The organism is Kordiimonas lipolytica (genome assembly GCF_001550065.1).
This window is the reverse complement of record NZ_LRUB01000006.1, coordinates 143,726-158,371: the sequence shown is the minus strand read 5'-3', so window position 1 is coordinate 158,371 and position 14,646 is coordinate 143,726. Positions and strand designations below refer to the sequence as shown.

The following is a 14,646-nucleotide window of genomic DNA, read 5'->3' as shown; positions in this document are numbered from 1 at the left end:
ATGGCTAAAGAAAAGTTTGAACGTAATAAGCCGCACTGCAACATCGGTACTATTGGTCACGTTGACCATGGTAAGACGACGTTGACAGCTGCGATCACGAAAGTTCTGGCTGAAGCATACGGCGGTGCAGCTGTAGACTTCGCGAACATTGACAAGGCTCCAGAGGAGCGTGAGCGTGGTATCACGATCTCTACTGCACACGTTGAGTATGAGACTGAAGCACGTCACTATGCGCACGTTGACTGCCCAGGTCACGCTGACTATGTGAAGAACATGATCACGGGCGCGGCTCAAATGGACGGCGCTATCCTGGTTGTTAACGCAGCAGATGGTCCAATGCCACAGACACGCGAGCACATCCTGCTTGCTCGTCAGGTTGGTGTACCAGCGCTTGTTGTGTTCATGAACAAAGTTGACCAGGTTGACGACGAAGAGCTCCTCGAGCTTGTTGAGATGGAAATCCGTGAGCTTCTGTCTGAGTATGATTTCCCAGGCGACGATATTCCGATCGTAGCTGGTTCTGCTCTTGCAGCTCTCGAAGGTCGTGACGACAACATCGGTAAAGACAAGATCATCGAGCTGATGAAAGCCGTTGATGATTACATCCCACAGCCAGAGCGTGCTGTTGACGGTGCATTCCTGATGCCTGTTGAGGACGTATTCTCCATCTCCGGTCGCGGTACTGTATGTACTGGTCGTGTTGAGCGCGGCATCGTGAAAGTTGGCGAAGAGATCGAGATCGTTGGTATCCGCGACACTCAGAAGACAACTGTTACTGGCGTTGAAATGTTCCGCAAGCTTCTTGATGAAGGTCGTGCGGGCGACAACATCGGTGCGCTGCTGCGTGGTGTAGCTCGTGATGACGTTGAGCGTGGCCAGGTTCTGGCACACGTTGGCTCGATCACGCCACACACCAAGTTCACTGCCGAGACTTACATCCTCACTAAAGAGGAAGGTGGTCGTCACACGCCGTTCTTCGCGAACTACCGTCCACAGTTCTACTTCCGTACAACTGACGTGACCGGTAATGTTGAACTGCCAGAAGGCACCGAAATGGTAATGCCTGGTGACAACGTGAACCTGACTGTTGAGCTGATCGCTCCGATCGCCATGGATGAAGGCCTCCGCTTCGCAATCCGCGAAGGTGGCCGTACCGTTGGCGCCGGCGTTGTAGCTAAAATCATCGCGTAATTTAATCACGGCGCCGGGCCTTGTTCCGGCGCCACTGTTAAGGTGTTAGATCAATGGAAGCGCAAAATATTCGCATCCGCCTGAAGGCTTTTGACCACCGTGTGCTTGACCAAGCAACCGGTGAAATCGCCAACACGGCTAAGCGTACGGGCGCCATGGTTCGCGGGCCTATCCCGATGCCAACCAGGATCGAAAAATTCACGGTACTGCGTGGCCCACACGTAAACAAAAAGTCTCGTGAACAATTCGAAATGCGTACCCACAAACGCTTGCTCGACATTGTCGACCCAACTCCACAGACCGTAGACGCGCTGATGAAGCTCGACCTCGCTGCTGGCGTTGATGTTGAAATCAAACTGCAAGGATAAGACCCATGCGTACTGGTTTGATTGCAAAAAAGCTTGGTATGACTCGCGTATTTAACGACGCCGGTCACCACGTGCCTGTAACTGTCCTGCAGCTCGACGGCTGTCAGGTTGTTGCCCAGCGCACGATTGAGAAAGACGGTTACACCGCTCTGCAACTTGGTGCGGGTTCCCGTAAAGTAAAGAACGTTTCGAAGGCACAGCGTGGCCACTTCGCGAAAGCAGAAGTTGAGCCAAAAGCGAAACTCGCTGAGTTCCGTGTTGCCGCTGATGCGCTCGTTGAAGTTGGTGCTGAACTGACTGCAGATCACTTCCTGGTAGGCCAGCGCGTTGACGTTGTTGGCACGTCCAAGGGTAAGGGTTTTGCTGGTGCGATGAAGCGTCACAACTTCGGCGGTCTGCGTGCCTCCCACGGTGTATCCATCTCCCACCGTTCACACGGTTCCACGGGTCAGTGTCAAGACCCAGGCCGCGTGTTCAAGGGCAAGAAGATGGCTGGTCACCTTGGTGATGTCCGCAAAACTGTGCAGAGCCTTGAAATTGTTGAAACGCGGGTTGATGAAGGCCTCATCCTCGTTAAAGGCGGTATCCCTGGTTCCAAAGAGGGCTGGGTACTGATCTCTGACGCTGCGAAGAAGGCTGCTCCGGAAGGTCTGCCGATGCCGGCTGCATTCCGCGCCCCTGCGAAAGCAGAAGCTCCTGCTGCTGAGGCTCCGGCTGAAGCACCAGCAGAAGCGCCTGCAGAAGCTAACGAGGAATAAGCGTCATGAAGACGAACGTCCTTACATTAGACGCCAAGAAAGCCGGCGACATCGAACTCGATGAGGCTATCTTCGGTGTGACTGCACGTGCAGACATCCTGCACCGTGTGGTGAACTGGCAGCTTGCCAAGCGCCGGGCCGGTACTCACGCTGTGAAGTTCCGTTCCGACATCGCTCGCACTGGTAAAAAGTGGGGCCGCCAAAAAGGTGGTGGTACCGCTCGTCACGGCGACCGTCGCTCCAACATCTTCATCGGTGGTGGTCGCGCTTTCGGTCCTGTTGTGCGCGATCATGGCTTCGATCTGCCGAAAAAAATCCGCAAGCTCGGCCTCAAATCGGCTCTGTCCGCTAAACAAGCAGACGGCAAGCTGATCGTGGTTGATGTTGCTGAACTGAAGGAAGGCAAGACGAAAGAACTGGCAGCCAAGCTCGAGAAGCTCGGCCTTGCTAATGCTCTGTTCGTTGACGGTGCTGAAGTGAATGAAAACTTCAAGCGCGCCGTTGCCAACATTCCGAATGTTGATGTGCTGCCAAGCCAAGGTGCGAACGTGTACGACATCCTGCGTCGTGACACGCTGGTTCTCACCAAAGCTGCAGTCGCCAAACTCGAGGAGAGGCTCAAATGAGCATGGTCAAGCATTATGACGTGATCAAGAGCCCTGTAATCACCGAAAAGGCGACTCTCGGCTCTGAAAACAACCAAGTAACCTTCAAGGTTGCGATCGATGCTACTAAGCCAGAGATCAAAGCCGCTGTCGAAGCTCTCTTCGACGTGAAGGTGAAGAAGGTCAATACGCTGCGCCAAGAAGGCAAGGTAAAACGTTTCCGTGGTGTAACCGGCAAGCGCGCCGAATACAAAAAAGCCATGGTAACGCTTGCTGAAGGTAACAGTATTGACGTGACAACGGGGGTTTAACCGATGGCACTCAAGCAATATAAACCGGTGACCCCGGGCCAGCGTGGCCTCGTTCTTGTTGACCGTGACGGTCTGCACAAGGGCAAGCCTGTAAAAGCGCTGACCGAAGGTCTCACCAAATCCGGTGGCCGCAACAACAAAGGCCGCATCACTGCCCGTCGCATTGGTGGTGGTCACAAGCGCTCTTACCGGATCATCGACTTCAAACGGACGAAATGGGACGTTCCAGCAACTGTTGAGCGTCTTGAATACGATCCTAACCGGACCGCATTTATCGCCCTGATCAAATATGAAGATGGTGAACTGTCTTACATCATCGCGCCACAGCGCCTCGCCCCTGGCGACACTGTGATTGCCGGTGACAAAGTAGACGTGAAACCAGGCAACGTGATGCCGCTCGCCAACATGCCAATCGGTACCATCATCCACAATGTGGAGATGAAGAAAGGCAAAGGCGGCCAGATCGCTCGTTCCGCTGGTGCATATGCCCAGCTGATCGGTCGTGACCGCGGTTACGCACAGCTCCGTCTGTCTTCGGGTGAAGTACGCGTGGTACGCGGCGAGTGTGTCGCAACCGTTGGCGCTGTATCCAACCCTGATAATCAAAACACGAAGCTCGCTAAAGCGGGCCGGAACCGTTGGTTGGGCAAACGCCCAAGCGTTCGTGGTGTTGCCATGAACCCGGTTGATCACCCACATGGTGGTGGTGAAGGCCGTACTTCCGGTGGTCGTCACCCAGTGACGCCATGGGGTAAACCAACGAAAGGTAAGAAGACTCGGTCTAACAAAGAGACTGACAAGCTTATCATCCGGTCGCGCCACGAGCGCAAGAAACGCTAAGGAGTCCTGAATATGGCACGCTCTGTATGGAAAGGCCCTTTCGTTGACATGCACCTTCTCAAGAAGGTGGAAGGCGCCCTGGAAAGCGGCAAAACGGCTGCAGTAATTCAGACCTGGTCTCGCCGGTCTACAATTCTGCCGAACTTCGTTGGCCTGACCTTCAATGTCTACAATGGGCAAAAGTTCATTCCGGTTTATGTGACCGAAGACATGGTTGGTCACAAGCTGGGTGAATTCGCTCCAACGCGGACCTACTACGGTCACGCTGCGGACAAGAAAGCGAAGAGGAAATAACTGTGGGTAAGCAATCTGCAAAACGCCGTTTGGCGGATAACGAAGCAGTAGCAACCGCTACAATGCTTCGCGGCTCGCCACAGAAACTCAACCTCGTGGCGCAGTCAATTCGTGGTATGAAAGTGGAAAAAGCTCTGGCAAGCCTGAGCTTCAACCGCCGCCGCACCGCGATCGACGTAAAGAAAGTTCTGCAGTCTGCAATCGCAAACGCAGAAAACAACCACAACCTGGATGTGGACAGCCTCGTTGTTGCTGAAGCAACTGTGGGCAAGGCACTGACGATGAAGCGTTTCCGTGCCCGTGCTCGTGGTCGCGTAGGCAAGATCGTTAAGCCGTTCAGCCGCCTGCGCATCGTTGTGCGCGAAGTAGAGGAGACTGCATAATGGGTCAGAAAGTAAGCCCTGTTGGTCTGCGCCTGGGTGTGAACCGCACCTGGGATTCGCGCTGGTACGCCGAAGGCGAAGAATACGGCTCGATGCTGCATGAAGACCTGAAAATCCGTGAGTTCGTAACCAAAGAACTGTCGCAAGCCGGCATTTCCAAAGTTGTGATCGAGCGTCCGGCGAAAAAATGCCGCGTGACCATCTACTCGGCTCGTCCGGGTGTGATCATCGGTAAAAAAGGCGCCGACATTGAGAAGCTCCGCCGCAAGGTAGCCAACTTCACATCTGCTGAAGTGAGCCTGAACATTGTCGAAGTCCGCAAGCCGGAAATTGATGCGAAACTGATCGCCGACAACATTGCACAACAGCTGGAGCGTCGTGTTGCGTTCCGTCGTGCGATGAAGCGTGCGGTACAAAGCGCAATTCGTCTTGGTGCCGGTGGTATCCGGATCAACTGTGCCGGCCGTCTTGGCGGTGCAGAGATCGCACGGACCGAATGGTACCGCGAAGGCCGCGTGCCGCTGCACACTCTGCGTGCTGACATCGACTACGGTGTAGCTGAAGCCCTGACTGCCTACGGCATCTGCGGCATCAAAGTATGGGTGTACAAAGGCGACATCATGGAACACGACCCGATGGCTCATGAACGCCGTGCTAACGAAGTTCAAAGCCAAGGAGGCCCGTCCCGCCGCTAGGCTGGGACGGCTAGAGTAGGAGCGACAAGCGATGTTGCAACCGAAGCGTACTAAGTTCCGCAAAATGCACAAAGGCCGTATCCACGGCTCTGCCCCAGGCGGAACGTCATTGAACTTTGGTCAGTTTGGTCTCAAAGCGACCACTCCTGGCCGTGTAACGGCTCGTCAAATCGAGGCAGCCCGCCGTGCCATGAACCGCCACATGAAGCGTTCTGGTAAAGTCTGGATCCGTATCTTCCCTGATACTCCAGTAACGGCTAAGCCTGCCGAGGTTCGGATGGGTAAAGGTAAAGGCTCTGTCGATCGTTGGGTGGCCAAGGTTAAACCTGGTCGCATCATGTTCGAGATCGACGGCGTCTCTGAAGAACTGGCCCGCGGTGCATTTGAGCGCGCAGCTGCAAAGCTCGCTGTTCAGACTCGCATCGTGGAACGGATGCATTAAGAGCTAACGGAGAAAAATGATGAAGGCAGCTGATCTTCGCCAAAAGTCGCAAGACGAGCTCCGTAAAGAGCTCGAAGACCTGAAAAAAGAGCAGCTTAATCTGCGCTTTCAGGCGGCGTCTGGCCAACTCGAAAACACGGCTCGCGTACGCGAGATCCGTCGCGACGTAGCCCGGATCAAGACGATCCTGGGCCAGTCGGCTGAGGCGTAAGGAGTAAACCCATGCCAAAGCGTATTTTGCAAGGAACTGTGGTAAGCAACAAGGGCGACAAAACCGTTGTTGTAAAAGTAGAACGTCGGATTAAGCATCCTTTGCTTGACAAAATTATTCGACGCTCTAAGAAGTACCACGCTCACGATGAGAGCAACGAAATTCAGGTTGGGGAGACAGTCCGCATTGAGGAGTGTCGTCCTATTTCGAAACTGAAGACCTGGCGTGTAGTAGGTGGTGAGGCTTAGGCCTCACCTTCTTGCTATTCGTCGGCAATAACAAAGGGTGTAACCCATGATTCAGATGCAAACCAACCTCGACGTGGCCGATAACTCCGGGGGCAAGAGGGTGCAGTGCATTAAAGTGCTTGGTGGTTCCAAGCGCAAAACCGCTGGAGTAGGCGACATTATTGTCGTCTCCGTAAAGGAAGCGATCCCACGGGGTCGTGTTAAGAAAGGTGACGTGCATCGCGCCGTCATCGTTCGTACTGCTAAAGAAGTTCGCCGTAACGATGGCACTGCCATCCGTTTCGACCGCAACGCAGCAGTACTTGTAAACAAGAACCATGAGCCGATCGGTACCCGTATTTTTGGCCCGGTCGTGCGTGAACTGCGTGCAAAGAAGCATATGAAAATCATCTCGCTTGCACCGGAGGTACTCTAAATGGCCGCGAAACTTAAAAAAGGTGACAAGGTCGTTGTGATTGCCGGTAAAGACAAAGGCAAGCGCGGCGAAATCACGTCCGTTCTCCCTAAAGAAGGTCGTGCATTTGTTTCGGGTGTAAACCTGATCAAGAAGCACAATCGTCCTACTCAGGCGAGTGCAGGCGGTATTGAGACGAAAGAAGCGGCTATTCAGCTCTCCAATCTGATGATTGAAGATCCGAAAGACGGCGCTCCTTCTCGTGTTGGTTTCAAAGTTCTCGAAGACGGTCGCAAGGTTCGCTTTGCGAAGAAGTCCGGGGAGGTGATCGATGGCTAAAGCAACTAAGGCAATGCCACGTCTTCGTACAATGTATGAAGAAAAAGTACGTGCTTCCCTGCAGGAGCAGTTCGGCTACAAAAACCCGATGCAGGTTCCAAAGCTCGACAAAGTTGTCATCAACGTAGGTGTTGGTGAAGCTGTTGCCGACAAGAAAAAGATCGACAAGGTTGTTGACGAGATCACAGCCATCGCTGGTCAGAAGCCTGTTGTTACGAAAGCTCGCAAGTCCATCGCAGGTTTCAAACTGCGTGAAGGCATGCCTCTTGGCGTGAAAGTGACTCTGCGTAGCGAACGTATGTACGAGTTTCTTGATCGTCTGATCACCATTGCAATGCCACGTATTCGTGACTTCCAGGGCGTAAACCCGAAGTCTTTCGACGGCCGCGGCAACTACGCAATGGGCCTGAAGGAACAAATCGTCTTCCCAGAAGTTGACTACGACAAAGTAGATCAGGTTCGCGGGATGGACATTATCATCTGCACCACGGCTCAAAACGATGAGGAAGCGCGTGCGCTTCTCGCCGGTTTTGACATGCCGTTTAAGAAATAACGGCAGCCGAAGGAGGGTTTTGATATGGCTAAGAAAAGTGCCATGAACAAGAACGCACGGCGGGAAAAGCTGGTAGAGAAGTATGCTGCCAAGCGCGCTGAGCTTAAGGCTAAAGTCTATGACAAGAGCCTGGGCGAAGACGAGCGCTGGCTTGCTGCACTCCAGCTCGCTAAACTGCCACGTAACGGCGCTAAGACGCGTCTTCGCAATCGTTGCGAAGTAACGGGTCGCCCACGTGGTTACTACCGTAAATTCAAGATGTCCCGTATCGCGCTGCGTGAGCTTGGCTCCGCTGCGAAGATCCCGGGCGTCGTTAAATCCAGTTGGTAAGGGGATAGGCTCATGTCGATGACAGATCCGATCGGCGATATGCTGACCCGTATCCGCAACGGTCTGCAAGCTCGCAAATCCGTTGTATCCACGCCAGCCTCCAAGACGCGTCAGCGCATCTTGGACGTGCTTCAGCGTGAAGGTTACATTCGCGGCTACTCGCGTGAAGAAGGTGAAGGCAACAAAGCCTCCATCTCCATCGAGCTCAAGTATCACGAAGGCGAACCGGTTATCCGCACGATCAATCGTGTGTCCAAACCAGGTCGTCGCGTCTATAGCTCAGTTCGTGACTTGCCACGTGTTCACAACGGCCTTGGTATTTCGATCGTTTCCACACCGAAAGGTGTGCTTTCCGACGCTGAAGCGCGGGAAAGCAATGTGGGCGGCGAAATTCTTTGCACCGTATTCTAAGGAAGGGAAGAAGACATGTCCCGTATCGGTAAAAAGCCAGTGGCGATCCCGTCCGGCGTGACCGTTTCCTTGAACGGCGCGGACCTGACGGTTAAAGGCCCTAAAGGCGAACTCGCAATGACTTTCGTTCCTGAGGTAATCGTTGCCCAGAACGACGACGGCATCGCAGTAACGCCAGTTAACGAAACCAAGCGTGCTCGCTCCATGTGGGGTATGCAGCGCACGATGGTTGCCAACATGATCGAAGGTGTAACCGACGGCTTCACCAAGAAGCTTGAGATCACCGGTGTTGGTTACCGTGCTGCTATGAAGGGTTCTGCCCTTAACCTGCAGCTTGGCTACAGCCACGATATTGATTTCCCGGTTCCAGCAGGCATCAAGATTGAGACGCCTGATCAGACCACGATCATTATCTCCGGCATCGACAAACAACAAGTCGGTGAAACTGCAGCCAAGATTCGCGAATTCCGTAAGCCTGAGCCATACAAAGGCAAGGGTATCAAGTACGCAGGCGAATATATCTTCCGCAAGGAAGGTAAGAAGAAGTAATGGGTGGCACGAATGGCTTCTAATAATACATTTGAACGGCGCCGCCAGCGCAACCGCACCGCGCTTAAGAAGCGCGCAGGCGGTCGGCCGCGTCTTTCTATTCACCGTACTAACCAGCATATCTATGCGCAGATTATCGACGATGTGAAAGGTGCAACTCTTGCAGCTGCCTCCACCGTTGAGAAGGACCTGCGTGAAGATTCGTCCAAGAATATCGAGGGCGCTTCCAAAGTTGGTAAGTTGATTGCCGAGCGAGCCAAAGCTGCGGGCGTCAAATCAGTGGTCTTCGACCGTGGTGGTTTCATCTACCATGGCCGTGTGAAGGCTCTTGCTGAGGCGGCGCGCGAAGGCGGCTTGGAATTCTAAGAAAAGTATAGAAAGGAAATCCAATGGCACGCCCAGAACGCAATCGCGAAGAAAGCGAACTGATTGAGAAATTGGTTCACATTAACCGCGTAGCCAAAGTTGTTAAAGGTGGTCGTCGGTTTGGTTTCGCCGCTCTCGTAGTGGTTGGTGACCAACGTGGCCGTGTAGGTTTCGGTAATGGTAAGGCCCGTGAGGTTCCTGAAGCCATCCGGAAGGCAACTGAAGCTGCTAAGAAAAACATGATCCGTGTACCGCTGCGCGAAGGCCGCACGCTGCACCACGACATCAAGGGCCGTTGGGGCGCTGGTCGGGTACTGCTGCGTACTGCTCAAGCTGGTACGGGTATCATCGCAGGTGGTCCGATGCGCGCAGTGTTTGAAGCACTCGGCGTACAGGACGTGGTAACTAAATCGCAGGGCTCTTCGAACCCGTACAACATGGTACGCGCTACGATCGATGCTCTGACGAAGCAGAACTCGCCACGTCAGGTCGCAGCGGCCCGCGGCAAGAAGGTAGCTGACATCGTAGCTCGTCGTGGCGACATCAAAGTCGTTGACGGTGCTGATGACGCTGCTGACGAAGCTCAAGCGGAGTAATGATCAATGGCTGCGAAGAAAAAGACTATTAAAGTTACCCAGATTGGTAGCCCAATCCGCCGCCAAGCTGACCAGCGCCAGACGCTGGTGGGCCTGGGTCTTAATAAAATGCACAAAACGCGTGAGCTCGAGGATACTCCTGCTGTACGCGGCATGATCAACAAGGTGCACCACCTGGTGCGCGTTGAAGATTAAGCCGGCGCGTTCGGAGAAGACTGATGAAAATCAACGAACTTCGTGACAACCCAGGCGCTCGCAAATCTGCAACGCGTGTGGGTCGTGGTATCGGTTCCGGCAAAGGTAAAACCGCCGGTTCTGGTCACAAAGGCCAAAAAGCCCGGTCTGGTGTAGCTATCAACGGCTTCGAAGGCGGTCAGATGCCAATCTACCGTCGTCTGCCGAAGCGTGGCTTCACCAGCATGAACCGGAAAGACTTCCAGATTCTCAACCTCGGCCGTCTGCAGAAGGCGATCGACGACAAGAAACTGGACGCCAAGAAGCCAATCACTGTCGAAACCCTGGTGGAAGCCGGTGTTGTTGGCAAGGTTATCGACGGCGTACGTCTGCTGGCTAAAGGCGAACTGAAAGCCAAGGTCGACATCACAGTAACTGGCGCATCCAAAGGTGCGGTAGAAGCTGTTGAAAAGGCTGGCGGCAAGGTTACCGTCGCTTAAAGCAAAAGCGTAGGCCGAGATATAAAAACAGATCAAGGGGCTTGGAGTATTTATGGCATCCGCTGCGGAACAATTGGCGTCCAATATTAGTTTGGCATCAATCGGCAAAGCCGAAGAGCTTAAAAAACGAATTTGGTTCGCCCTGGGTGCACTTATTGTGTACCGACTGTGTAGCTATATCCCCCTTCCAGGGTTGGATTCCGATGCAGTAGCAAATATGTTCGCGCAGATGGGTAGCGGCATGCTGGATATGGTGAATACCTTCTCCGGCGGCGCACTCCAACGCACCTCGATCATCATGTTGGGCATTATGCCCTATATCTCGGCCTCCATTATTATGCAGCTCCTCACCACCATGAGCCCGACACTGGCTCAGTGGAAAAAGGAAGGGGAGCAGGGTCGCCGGAAAATCAACCAATATACGCGTTATGGCACTGTGCTGCTGACCGTGGTGCAGGGCTATGCCATTGCAACCGGCCTTGAAAGCCAGCCGGGCGTTGTGGTTGACCCAGGCTTCTTCTTCCGCATGACAACGGTGATCACCCTTGTCGGCGGTACCATGTTCCTGATGTGGCTTGGTGAGCAGATCACCCAGCGCGGCATCGGTAACGGTATTTCCCTGATTATTTTCGCAGGTATCGTGGCGGAACTGCCATCGACCCTTGCACAGGCTTTCGAGCTGAACCGTACGGGCGCTATGTCGCTTGGCATCCTGCTGGCGCTGCTGGTAGGTGCTGCTGCCCTGGTTTGGTTCATCGTTCTCTGTGAACGCGCCCAGCGCCGGATCATCATCCAGTATCCGAAGCGCCAACAGGGCAACCGCGTGTTCCAGGGTGACAAGTCGCACCTGCCAATGAAGCTCAATGTGGCTGGCGTTATCCCGCCGATCTTCGCATCGTCCCTTCTGCTGATGCCTCTGACCGTTGCCAACCTGTATCAGGCTGGCGGCCCAGAGTGGCTGAGCACCGTGACGGCGATCCTCGGCCCGGGCAAGCCGCTCTATATCGCGCTTTACGTGGCAATGATCGTATTCTTCTGCTTCTTCTACACGGCTATTCAGTTCAACCCTGAAGACACGGCCGATAACCTGAAGAAGCACGGCGGCTTCGTGCCGGGCATTCGCCCAGGCAAGCGTACCGCCGAGTATCTTGATTATGTCCTGACGCGCCTGACGGTTATTGGCTCTGCCTACCTGTCCATCGTGTGTGTCATCCCTGAAGTGCTGATCAGCCAGGCGGCCGTACCATTCTATCTTGGTGGTACAAGCCTTCTGATCGTTGTGAATGTGACCATGGACACAGTAAGCCAGATCCATTCGCACCTGATGGCACAGCAGTATGAAGGACTTCTGAAAAAGACACGCCTGAAAGGGGGCCGCCGGTGATTATCATTCTGTTTGGCCCTCCGGGTGCCGGTAAAGGCACGCAGGCTCAGCGGATCGAAAAGTCCCGTGGTCTGGTGCAACTCTCCACCGGCGACATGCTGCGCGCAGCTGTTGCCGCTGGTACCGAAATGGGTAAGGCCGCCAAAGCTGCGATGGACAGCGGCAGCCTTGTAACCGACGAAATCGTAATCGGCATCATCCGTGACCGTATCCAGGAAGAAGACTGCAAGAACGGTTTCATCCTGGATGGCTTCCCGCGCACCGTTGCGCAGGCCGAAGCACTTGATGTGATGCTGGCAGACCAAGGCCTGAACCTTGACGCCGTTATCGAAATGAAAGTCGATGACGAAGCGCTGGTGGACCGGGTGTGCGGACGTTATACCTGCGCCAAATGCGGCGCTGGCTATCATGACACAAACCTGAAGCCGAAGGTGGAAGGTGTGTGTGATGAGTGTGGTAGCACGGAATTCACCCGTCGTAAGGATGACAATCCAGAGACGTTTGGAAGCCGGCTGAAAGCTTATTACGCAGATACGGCGCCTGTGTTGCCATATTATGCTGATAAGGGGACTTTGCAGCAAGTTGATGGCATGGCTGCCATCGATGAAGTTGCTGCACAAATTGACGCAGTCTTGACTGCGTAAAGAAACTGTCACTTGACGGTTGACGAACGGGGGTTAGTTCATATAATCCCCGGCTTCAACACGTCTTGTGATTCGTATGTATAGACGTGAACTTGTTTATTAGGAGAAACGGTCGTGGCGCGTATTGCTGGCGTTAACATTCCGACCAACAAGCGAGTAGAAATCGCTTTGACCTACATTCACGGTATTGGCCGCACCAAGGCCACGGAAATCTGCGAAAAGCTTGGTTTCCCCCGTGAGCGTCGTGTGTCGGAACTGACGGACTCTGAAGTTATTCAGATCCGTGAAATGATCGATACCGATTTCACTGTTGAGGGTGACCTCCGCCGTGAAGTTGCGATGAATATCAAACGGTTGATGGACCTCAAGTCTTATCGTGGTCTCCGTCACCGTGCAAAACTGCCTACACGCGGTCAGCGCACGAGCACAAACGCTCGTACTCGTAAGGGTAAAGCTGTTCCGATTGCAGGTAAGAAGAAGTAATCTCGGGTATCCGCTGTTTAGGACTCCCCATAATTATAGGGTCTGCTAGAGATGGCTAAAGACACTGGGCGCGTTAAGCGCCGTGAGCGGAAAAACATCACCAATGGTGTTGCTCACGTAAATGCATCGTTCAACAACACGATGGTTACAATCACAGACGTACAGGGTAACGCAATCTCCTGGTCGTCTGCAGGTATGATGGGTTTCAAAGGTTCTCGTAAATCGACGCCTTACGCTGCACAGGTTGCTGCAGAAGACGCTGGTAAGAAAGCCCAGGAACATGGCGTTAAATCATTGGAAGTGGAAGTGAAGGGTCCTGGCGCTGGTCGCGAGTCCGCTCTGCGCGCGCTTCAGGCAATTGGCTTCGTTATCACGAGCATTCGTGACGTAACGCCAATTCCACACAATGGTTGCCGTCCACCCAAACGCCGCCGCGTATAACGCACACGAGTTTCGGGTAAAGAGTATTGGCGCGAATCCTTTGGCGCTGAATTTGTAATAACAGCGTCATTCAAAAAGAGGGTTACACCGTGATCCAGAAAAACTGGCAGGAACTGATTAAACCAAATGGCGTTACGATTGAGCCGGGTGCAGACCCGCTTCGTAAAGCCAAAATCGTTGTAGAGCCGCTTGAGCGGGGCTATGGCATGACGCTGGGCAACGGCCTGCGTCGCGTGCTGCTGTCGTCCCTGCAGGGCGGTGCTGTTACAGCGATCCAAATTGAAGGTGTTCTGCACGAATTCTCTTCCGTACCAGGCGTGCGCGAAGACGTGACGGACATCGTTCTCAACATCAAACAGCTTCCCGTTCGCGTTCTGTGCGACGGCTCCAAGCGCCTGCACCTGACCGCTTCCGGCCCAGGTGAGGTGAAAGCCGACGCCATCAGCGAAGTAGCTGACGTTGAGATCCTGGATAAAGACCTTGTTCTGTGTCACCTCGATGAAGGTGCCACGCTGAACATGGAACTGACTGTCTCCTCTGGCAAAGGCTATGTGCCTGCAGACCGCAACCGTCCGGAAGACGCGCCAATTGGCCTTATTCCTGTGGATGCGCTCTACAGCCCAGTGAAGAAAGTAAGCTACAAGGTTGAGAACACCCGTGAGGGCCAGGTTCTCGACTATGACAAACTGTCGATGGAAGTTGAAACAGACGGCACAGTAACGCCTGAAGATGCCCTGGCATTCGCTGCCCGCATCCTGCAGGACCAACTGGCTGTGTTTGTGAACTTCGACGAGCCAGAAGAAGCCACCAAGCCGGAAGAAGACGAAGAACCAGCGTTCAACCGTCAGCTGCTGCGCAAAGTGGACGAACTGGAACTGTCCGTTCGTTCGGCAAACTGCCTCAAGAACGACAACATCGTCTACATTGGCGACCTGGTTCAGAAAACCGAAGCAGAAATGCTCCGCACGCCGAACTTCGGTCGCAAATCGCTCAACGAAATCAAGGAAGTTCTCGCGTCCATGGGCCTGCGCCTCGGCATGGAACTCCCAGCTTGGCCGCCTGAGAATATCGAAGAGCTCGCCAAGAAACTTGAGCAAGAATACTAAGCCTAGGGCACAGGGCCTCTCATCCGAGGG

At 54.0% G+C, this 14,646-nt stretch carries 27 protein-coding genes; all 27 read left to right on the top strand.

Annotated elements, in window-relative coordinates; genetic code table 11:
• The 27 genes from tuf to KORM41_RS03645 all read left to right on the top strand — a co-directional run bounded on the left by tuf (position 1) and on the right by KORM41_RS03645 (position 14,616).
• A complete protein-coding gene (gene tuf / locus KORM41_RS03775) occupies positions 1–1,191 on the top strand; it encodes an elongation factor Tu (RefSeq protein ID WP_068144728.1) in 1,191 nt (396 codons plus the stop codon).
• A 53-nt stretch (positions 1,192–1,244) separates the two neighbouring features.
• Positions 1,245–1,559 carry a 30S ribosomal protein S10 gene (gene rpsJ, locus KORM41_RS03770; protein ID WP_068144725.1) on the top strand — a complete coding sequence of 105 codons (315 nt, stop codon included), beginning with the start codon at positions 1,245–1,247 and terminating at the stop codon, positions 1,557–1,559.
• 5 nt (positions 1,560–1,564) lie between these two features.
• Entirely contained in the window at positions 1,565–2,317 is a 753-nt protein-coding gene (rplC, locus tag KORM41_RS03765) for a 50S ribosomal protein L3 (RefSeq protein WP_068144722.1), read from the top strand.
• Positions 2,318–2,322: 5 nt separating this feature from the next.
• Complete coding sequence (gene rplD / locus KORM41_RS03760; protein ID WP_068144717.1) at positions 2,323–2,943, top strand: 50S ribosomal protein L4; 621 nt, start codon at positions 2,323–2,325, stop codon at positions 2,941–2,943.
• Complete coding sequence (locus KORM41_RS03755; RefSeq protein WP_068144713.1) at positions 2,940–3,233, top strand: 50S ribosomal protein L23; 294 nt, start codon at positions 2,940–2,942, stop codon at positions 3,231–3,233. Before rplD ends, KORM41_RS03755 begins: the two co-directional genes overlap by 4 nt.
• 3 nt (positions 3,234–3,236) lie before the next feature.
• Positions 3,237–4,073 (top strand): 50S ribosomal protein L2, encoded by an 837-nt coding sequence (gene rplB / locus KORM41_RS03750; protein WP_068144710.1) that lies wholly within the window; start codon positions 3,237–3,239, stop codon positions 4,071–4,073.
• Positions 4,074–4,085: 12 nt separating this feature from the next.
• Positions 4,086–4,367, top strand: coding sequence for a 30S ribosomal protein S19 (gene rpsS / locus KORM41_RS03745; protein ID WP_068144706.1), 282 nt, complete (start codon positions 4,086–4,088; stop codon positions 4,365–4,367).
• Positions 4,368–4,369: 2 nt separating this feature from the next.
• Positions 4,370–4,750: a 50S ribosomal protein L22 gene (rplV, locus tag KORM41_RS03740; RefSeq protein ID WP_068144700.1), complete on the top strand. Its 381-nt coding sequence runs from the start codon at positions 4,370–4,372 to the stop codon at positions 4,748–4,750.
• Complete coding sequence (gene rpsC / locus KORM41_RS03735; protein WP_068144697.1) at positions 4,750–5,445, top strand: 30S ribosomal protein S3; 696 nt, start codon at positions 4,750–4,752, stop codon at positions 5,443–5,445. Before rplV ends, rpsC begins: the two co-directional genes overlap by 1 nt.
• Before the next feature lie 31 nt (positions 5,446–5,476).
• The gene (gene rplP, locus KORM41_RS03730) at positions 5,477–5,887 is read left to right on the top strand and encodes a 50S ribosomal protein L16 (RefSeq protein WP_068144693.1); all 411 of its coding nucleotides are present in this window, start codon (positions 5,477–5,479) and stop codon (positions 5,885–5,887) included.
• Positions 5,888–5,906: 19 nt separating this feature from the next.
• Complete coding sequence (gene rpmC, locus KORM41_RS03725) at positions 5,907–6,098, top strand: 50S ribosomal protein L29 (protein WP_068144690.1); 192 nt, start codon at positions 5,907–5,909, stop codon at positions 6,096–6,098.
• Between the two features lie 11 nt (positions 6,099–6,109).
• Positions 6,110–6,346 carry a 30S ribosomal protein S17 gene (rpsQ, locus tag KORM41_RS03720; RefSeq protein ID WP_068144687.1) on the top strand — a complete coding sequence of 79 codons (237 nt, stop codon included), beginning with the start codon at positions 6,110–6,112 and terminating at the stop codon, positions 6,344–6,346.
• Between the two features lie 46 nt (positions 6,347–6,392).
• Positions 6,393–6,761, top strand: coding sequence for a 50S ribosomal protein L14 (gene rplN / locus KORM41_RS03715; RefSeq protein ID WP_068144685.1), 369 nt, complete (start codon positions 6,393–6,395; stop codon positions 6,759–6,761).
• Positions 6,762–7,079, top strand: a complete 318-nt coding sequence (gene rplX / locus KORM41_RS03710) for a 50S ribosomal protein L24 (protein WP_068144682.1) — start codon at positions 6,762–6,764, stop codon at positions 7,077–7,079.
• Positions 7,072–7,632: a 50S ribosomal protein L5 gene (gene rplE, locus KORM41_RS03705; protein WP_068144679.1), complete on the top strand. Its 561-nt coding sequence runs from the start codon at positions 7,072–7,074 to the stop codon at positions 7,630–7,632. Before rplX ends, rplE begins: the two co-directional genes overlap by 8 nt.
• A 24-nt stretch (positions 7,633–7,656) precedes the next feature.
• A complete protein-coding gene (gene rpsN / locus KORM41_RS03700) occupies positions 7,657–7,962 on the top strand; it encodes a 30S ribosomal protein S14 (protein ID WP_068144676.1) in 306 nt (101 codons plus the stop codon).
• Positions 7,963–7,974: 12 nt separating this feature from the next.
• Positions 7,975–8,373: a 30S ribosomal protein S8 gene (rpsH, locus tag KORM41_RS03695; protein WP_068144671.1), complete on the top strand. Its 399-nt coding sequence runs from the start codon at positions 7,975–7,977 to the stop codon at positions 8,371–8,373.
• A 15-nt stretch (positions 8,374–8,388) separates the two neighbouring features.
• Positions 8,389–8,922, top strand: coding sequence for a 50S ribosomal protein L6 (gene rplF / locus KORM41_RS03690; protein WP_068144667.1), 534 nt, complete (start codon positions 8,389–8,391; stop codon positions 8,920–8,922).
• Positions 8,923–8,934: 12 nt separating this feature from the next.
• Positions 8,935–9,288 carry a 50S ribosomal protein L18 gene (rplR, locus tag KORM41_RS03685; protein WP_068144664.1) on the top strand — a complete coding sequence of 118 codons (354 nt, stop codon included), beginning with the start codon at positions 8,935–8,937 and terminating at the stop codon, positions 9,286–9,288.
• A gap of 23 nt (positions 9,289–9,311) precedes the next feature.
• Positions 9,312–9,884, top strand: coding sequence for a 30S ribosomal protein S5 (gene rpsE / locus KORM41_RS03680; RefSeq protein WP_068144662.1), 573 nt, complete (start codon positions 9,312–9,314; stop codon positions 9,882–9,884).
• A gap of 6 nt (positions 9,885–9,890) precedes the next feature.
• Positions 9,891–10,079 (top strand): 50S ribosomal protein L30, encoded by a 189-nt coding sequence (gene rpmD / locus KORM41_RS03675; protein WP_068144658.1) that lies wholly within the window; start codon positions 9,891–9,893, stop codon positions 10,077–10,079.
• A 23-nt stretch (positions 10,080–10,102) separates the two neighbouring features.
• On the top strand, positions 10,103–10,558 hold the full coding sequence (gene rplO, locus KORM41_RS03670) for a 50S ribosomal protein L15 (RefSeq protein ID WP_068144652.1): 456 nt from the start codon (positions 10,103–10,105) through the stop codon (positions 10,556–10,558).
• 52 nt (positions 10,559–10,610) lie between these two features.
• Positions 10,611–11,942 (top strand): preprotein translocase subunit SecY, encoded by a 1,332-nt coding sequence (gene secY / locus KORM41_RS03665; RefSeq protein WP_068144649.1) that lies wholly within the window; start codon positions 10,611–10,613, stop codon positions 11,940–11,942.
• A complete protein-coding gene (locus tag KORM41_RS03660; protein ID WP_068144647.1) occupies positions 11,939–12,586 on the top strand; it encodes an adenylate kinase in 648 nt (215 codons plus the stop codon). The genes secY and KORM41_RS03660 overlap by 4 nt, the downstream gene beginning before the upstream one ends.
• Positions 12,587–12,700: 114 nt before the next feature.
• Positions 12,701–13,069: a 30S ribosomal protein S13 gene (gene rpsM, locus KORM41_RS03655; protein ID WP_068144644.1), complete on the top strand. Its 369-nt coding sequence runs from the start codon at positions 12,701–12,703 to the stop codon at positions 13,067–13,069.
• Between the two features lie 51 nt (positions 13,070–13,120).
• Positions 13,121–13,510 carry a 30S ribosomal protein S11 gene (rpsK, locus tag KORM41_RS03650; RefSeq protein ID WP_068144641.1) on the top strand — a complete coding sequence of 130 codons (390 nt, stop codon included), beginning with the start codon at positions 13,121–13,123 and terminating at the stop codon, positions 13,508–13,510.
• Positions 13,511–13,599: 89 nt separating this feature from the next.
• Positions 13,600–14,616, top strand: coding sequence for a DNA-directed RNA polymerase subunit alpha (locus KORM41_RS03645; protein WP_068144638.1), 1,017 nt, complete (start codon positions 13,600–13,602; stop codon positions 14,614–14,616).
• The last annotated feature ends 30 nt before the right edge of the window (positions 14,617–14,646 follow it).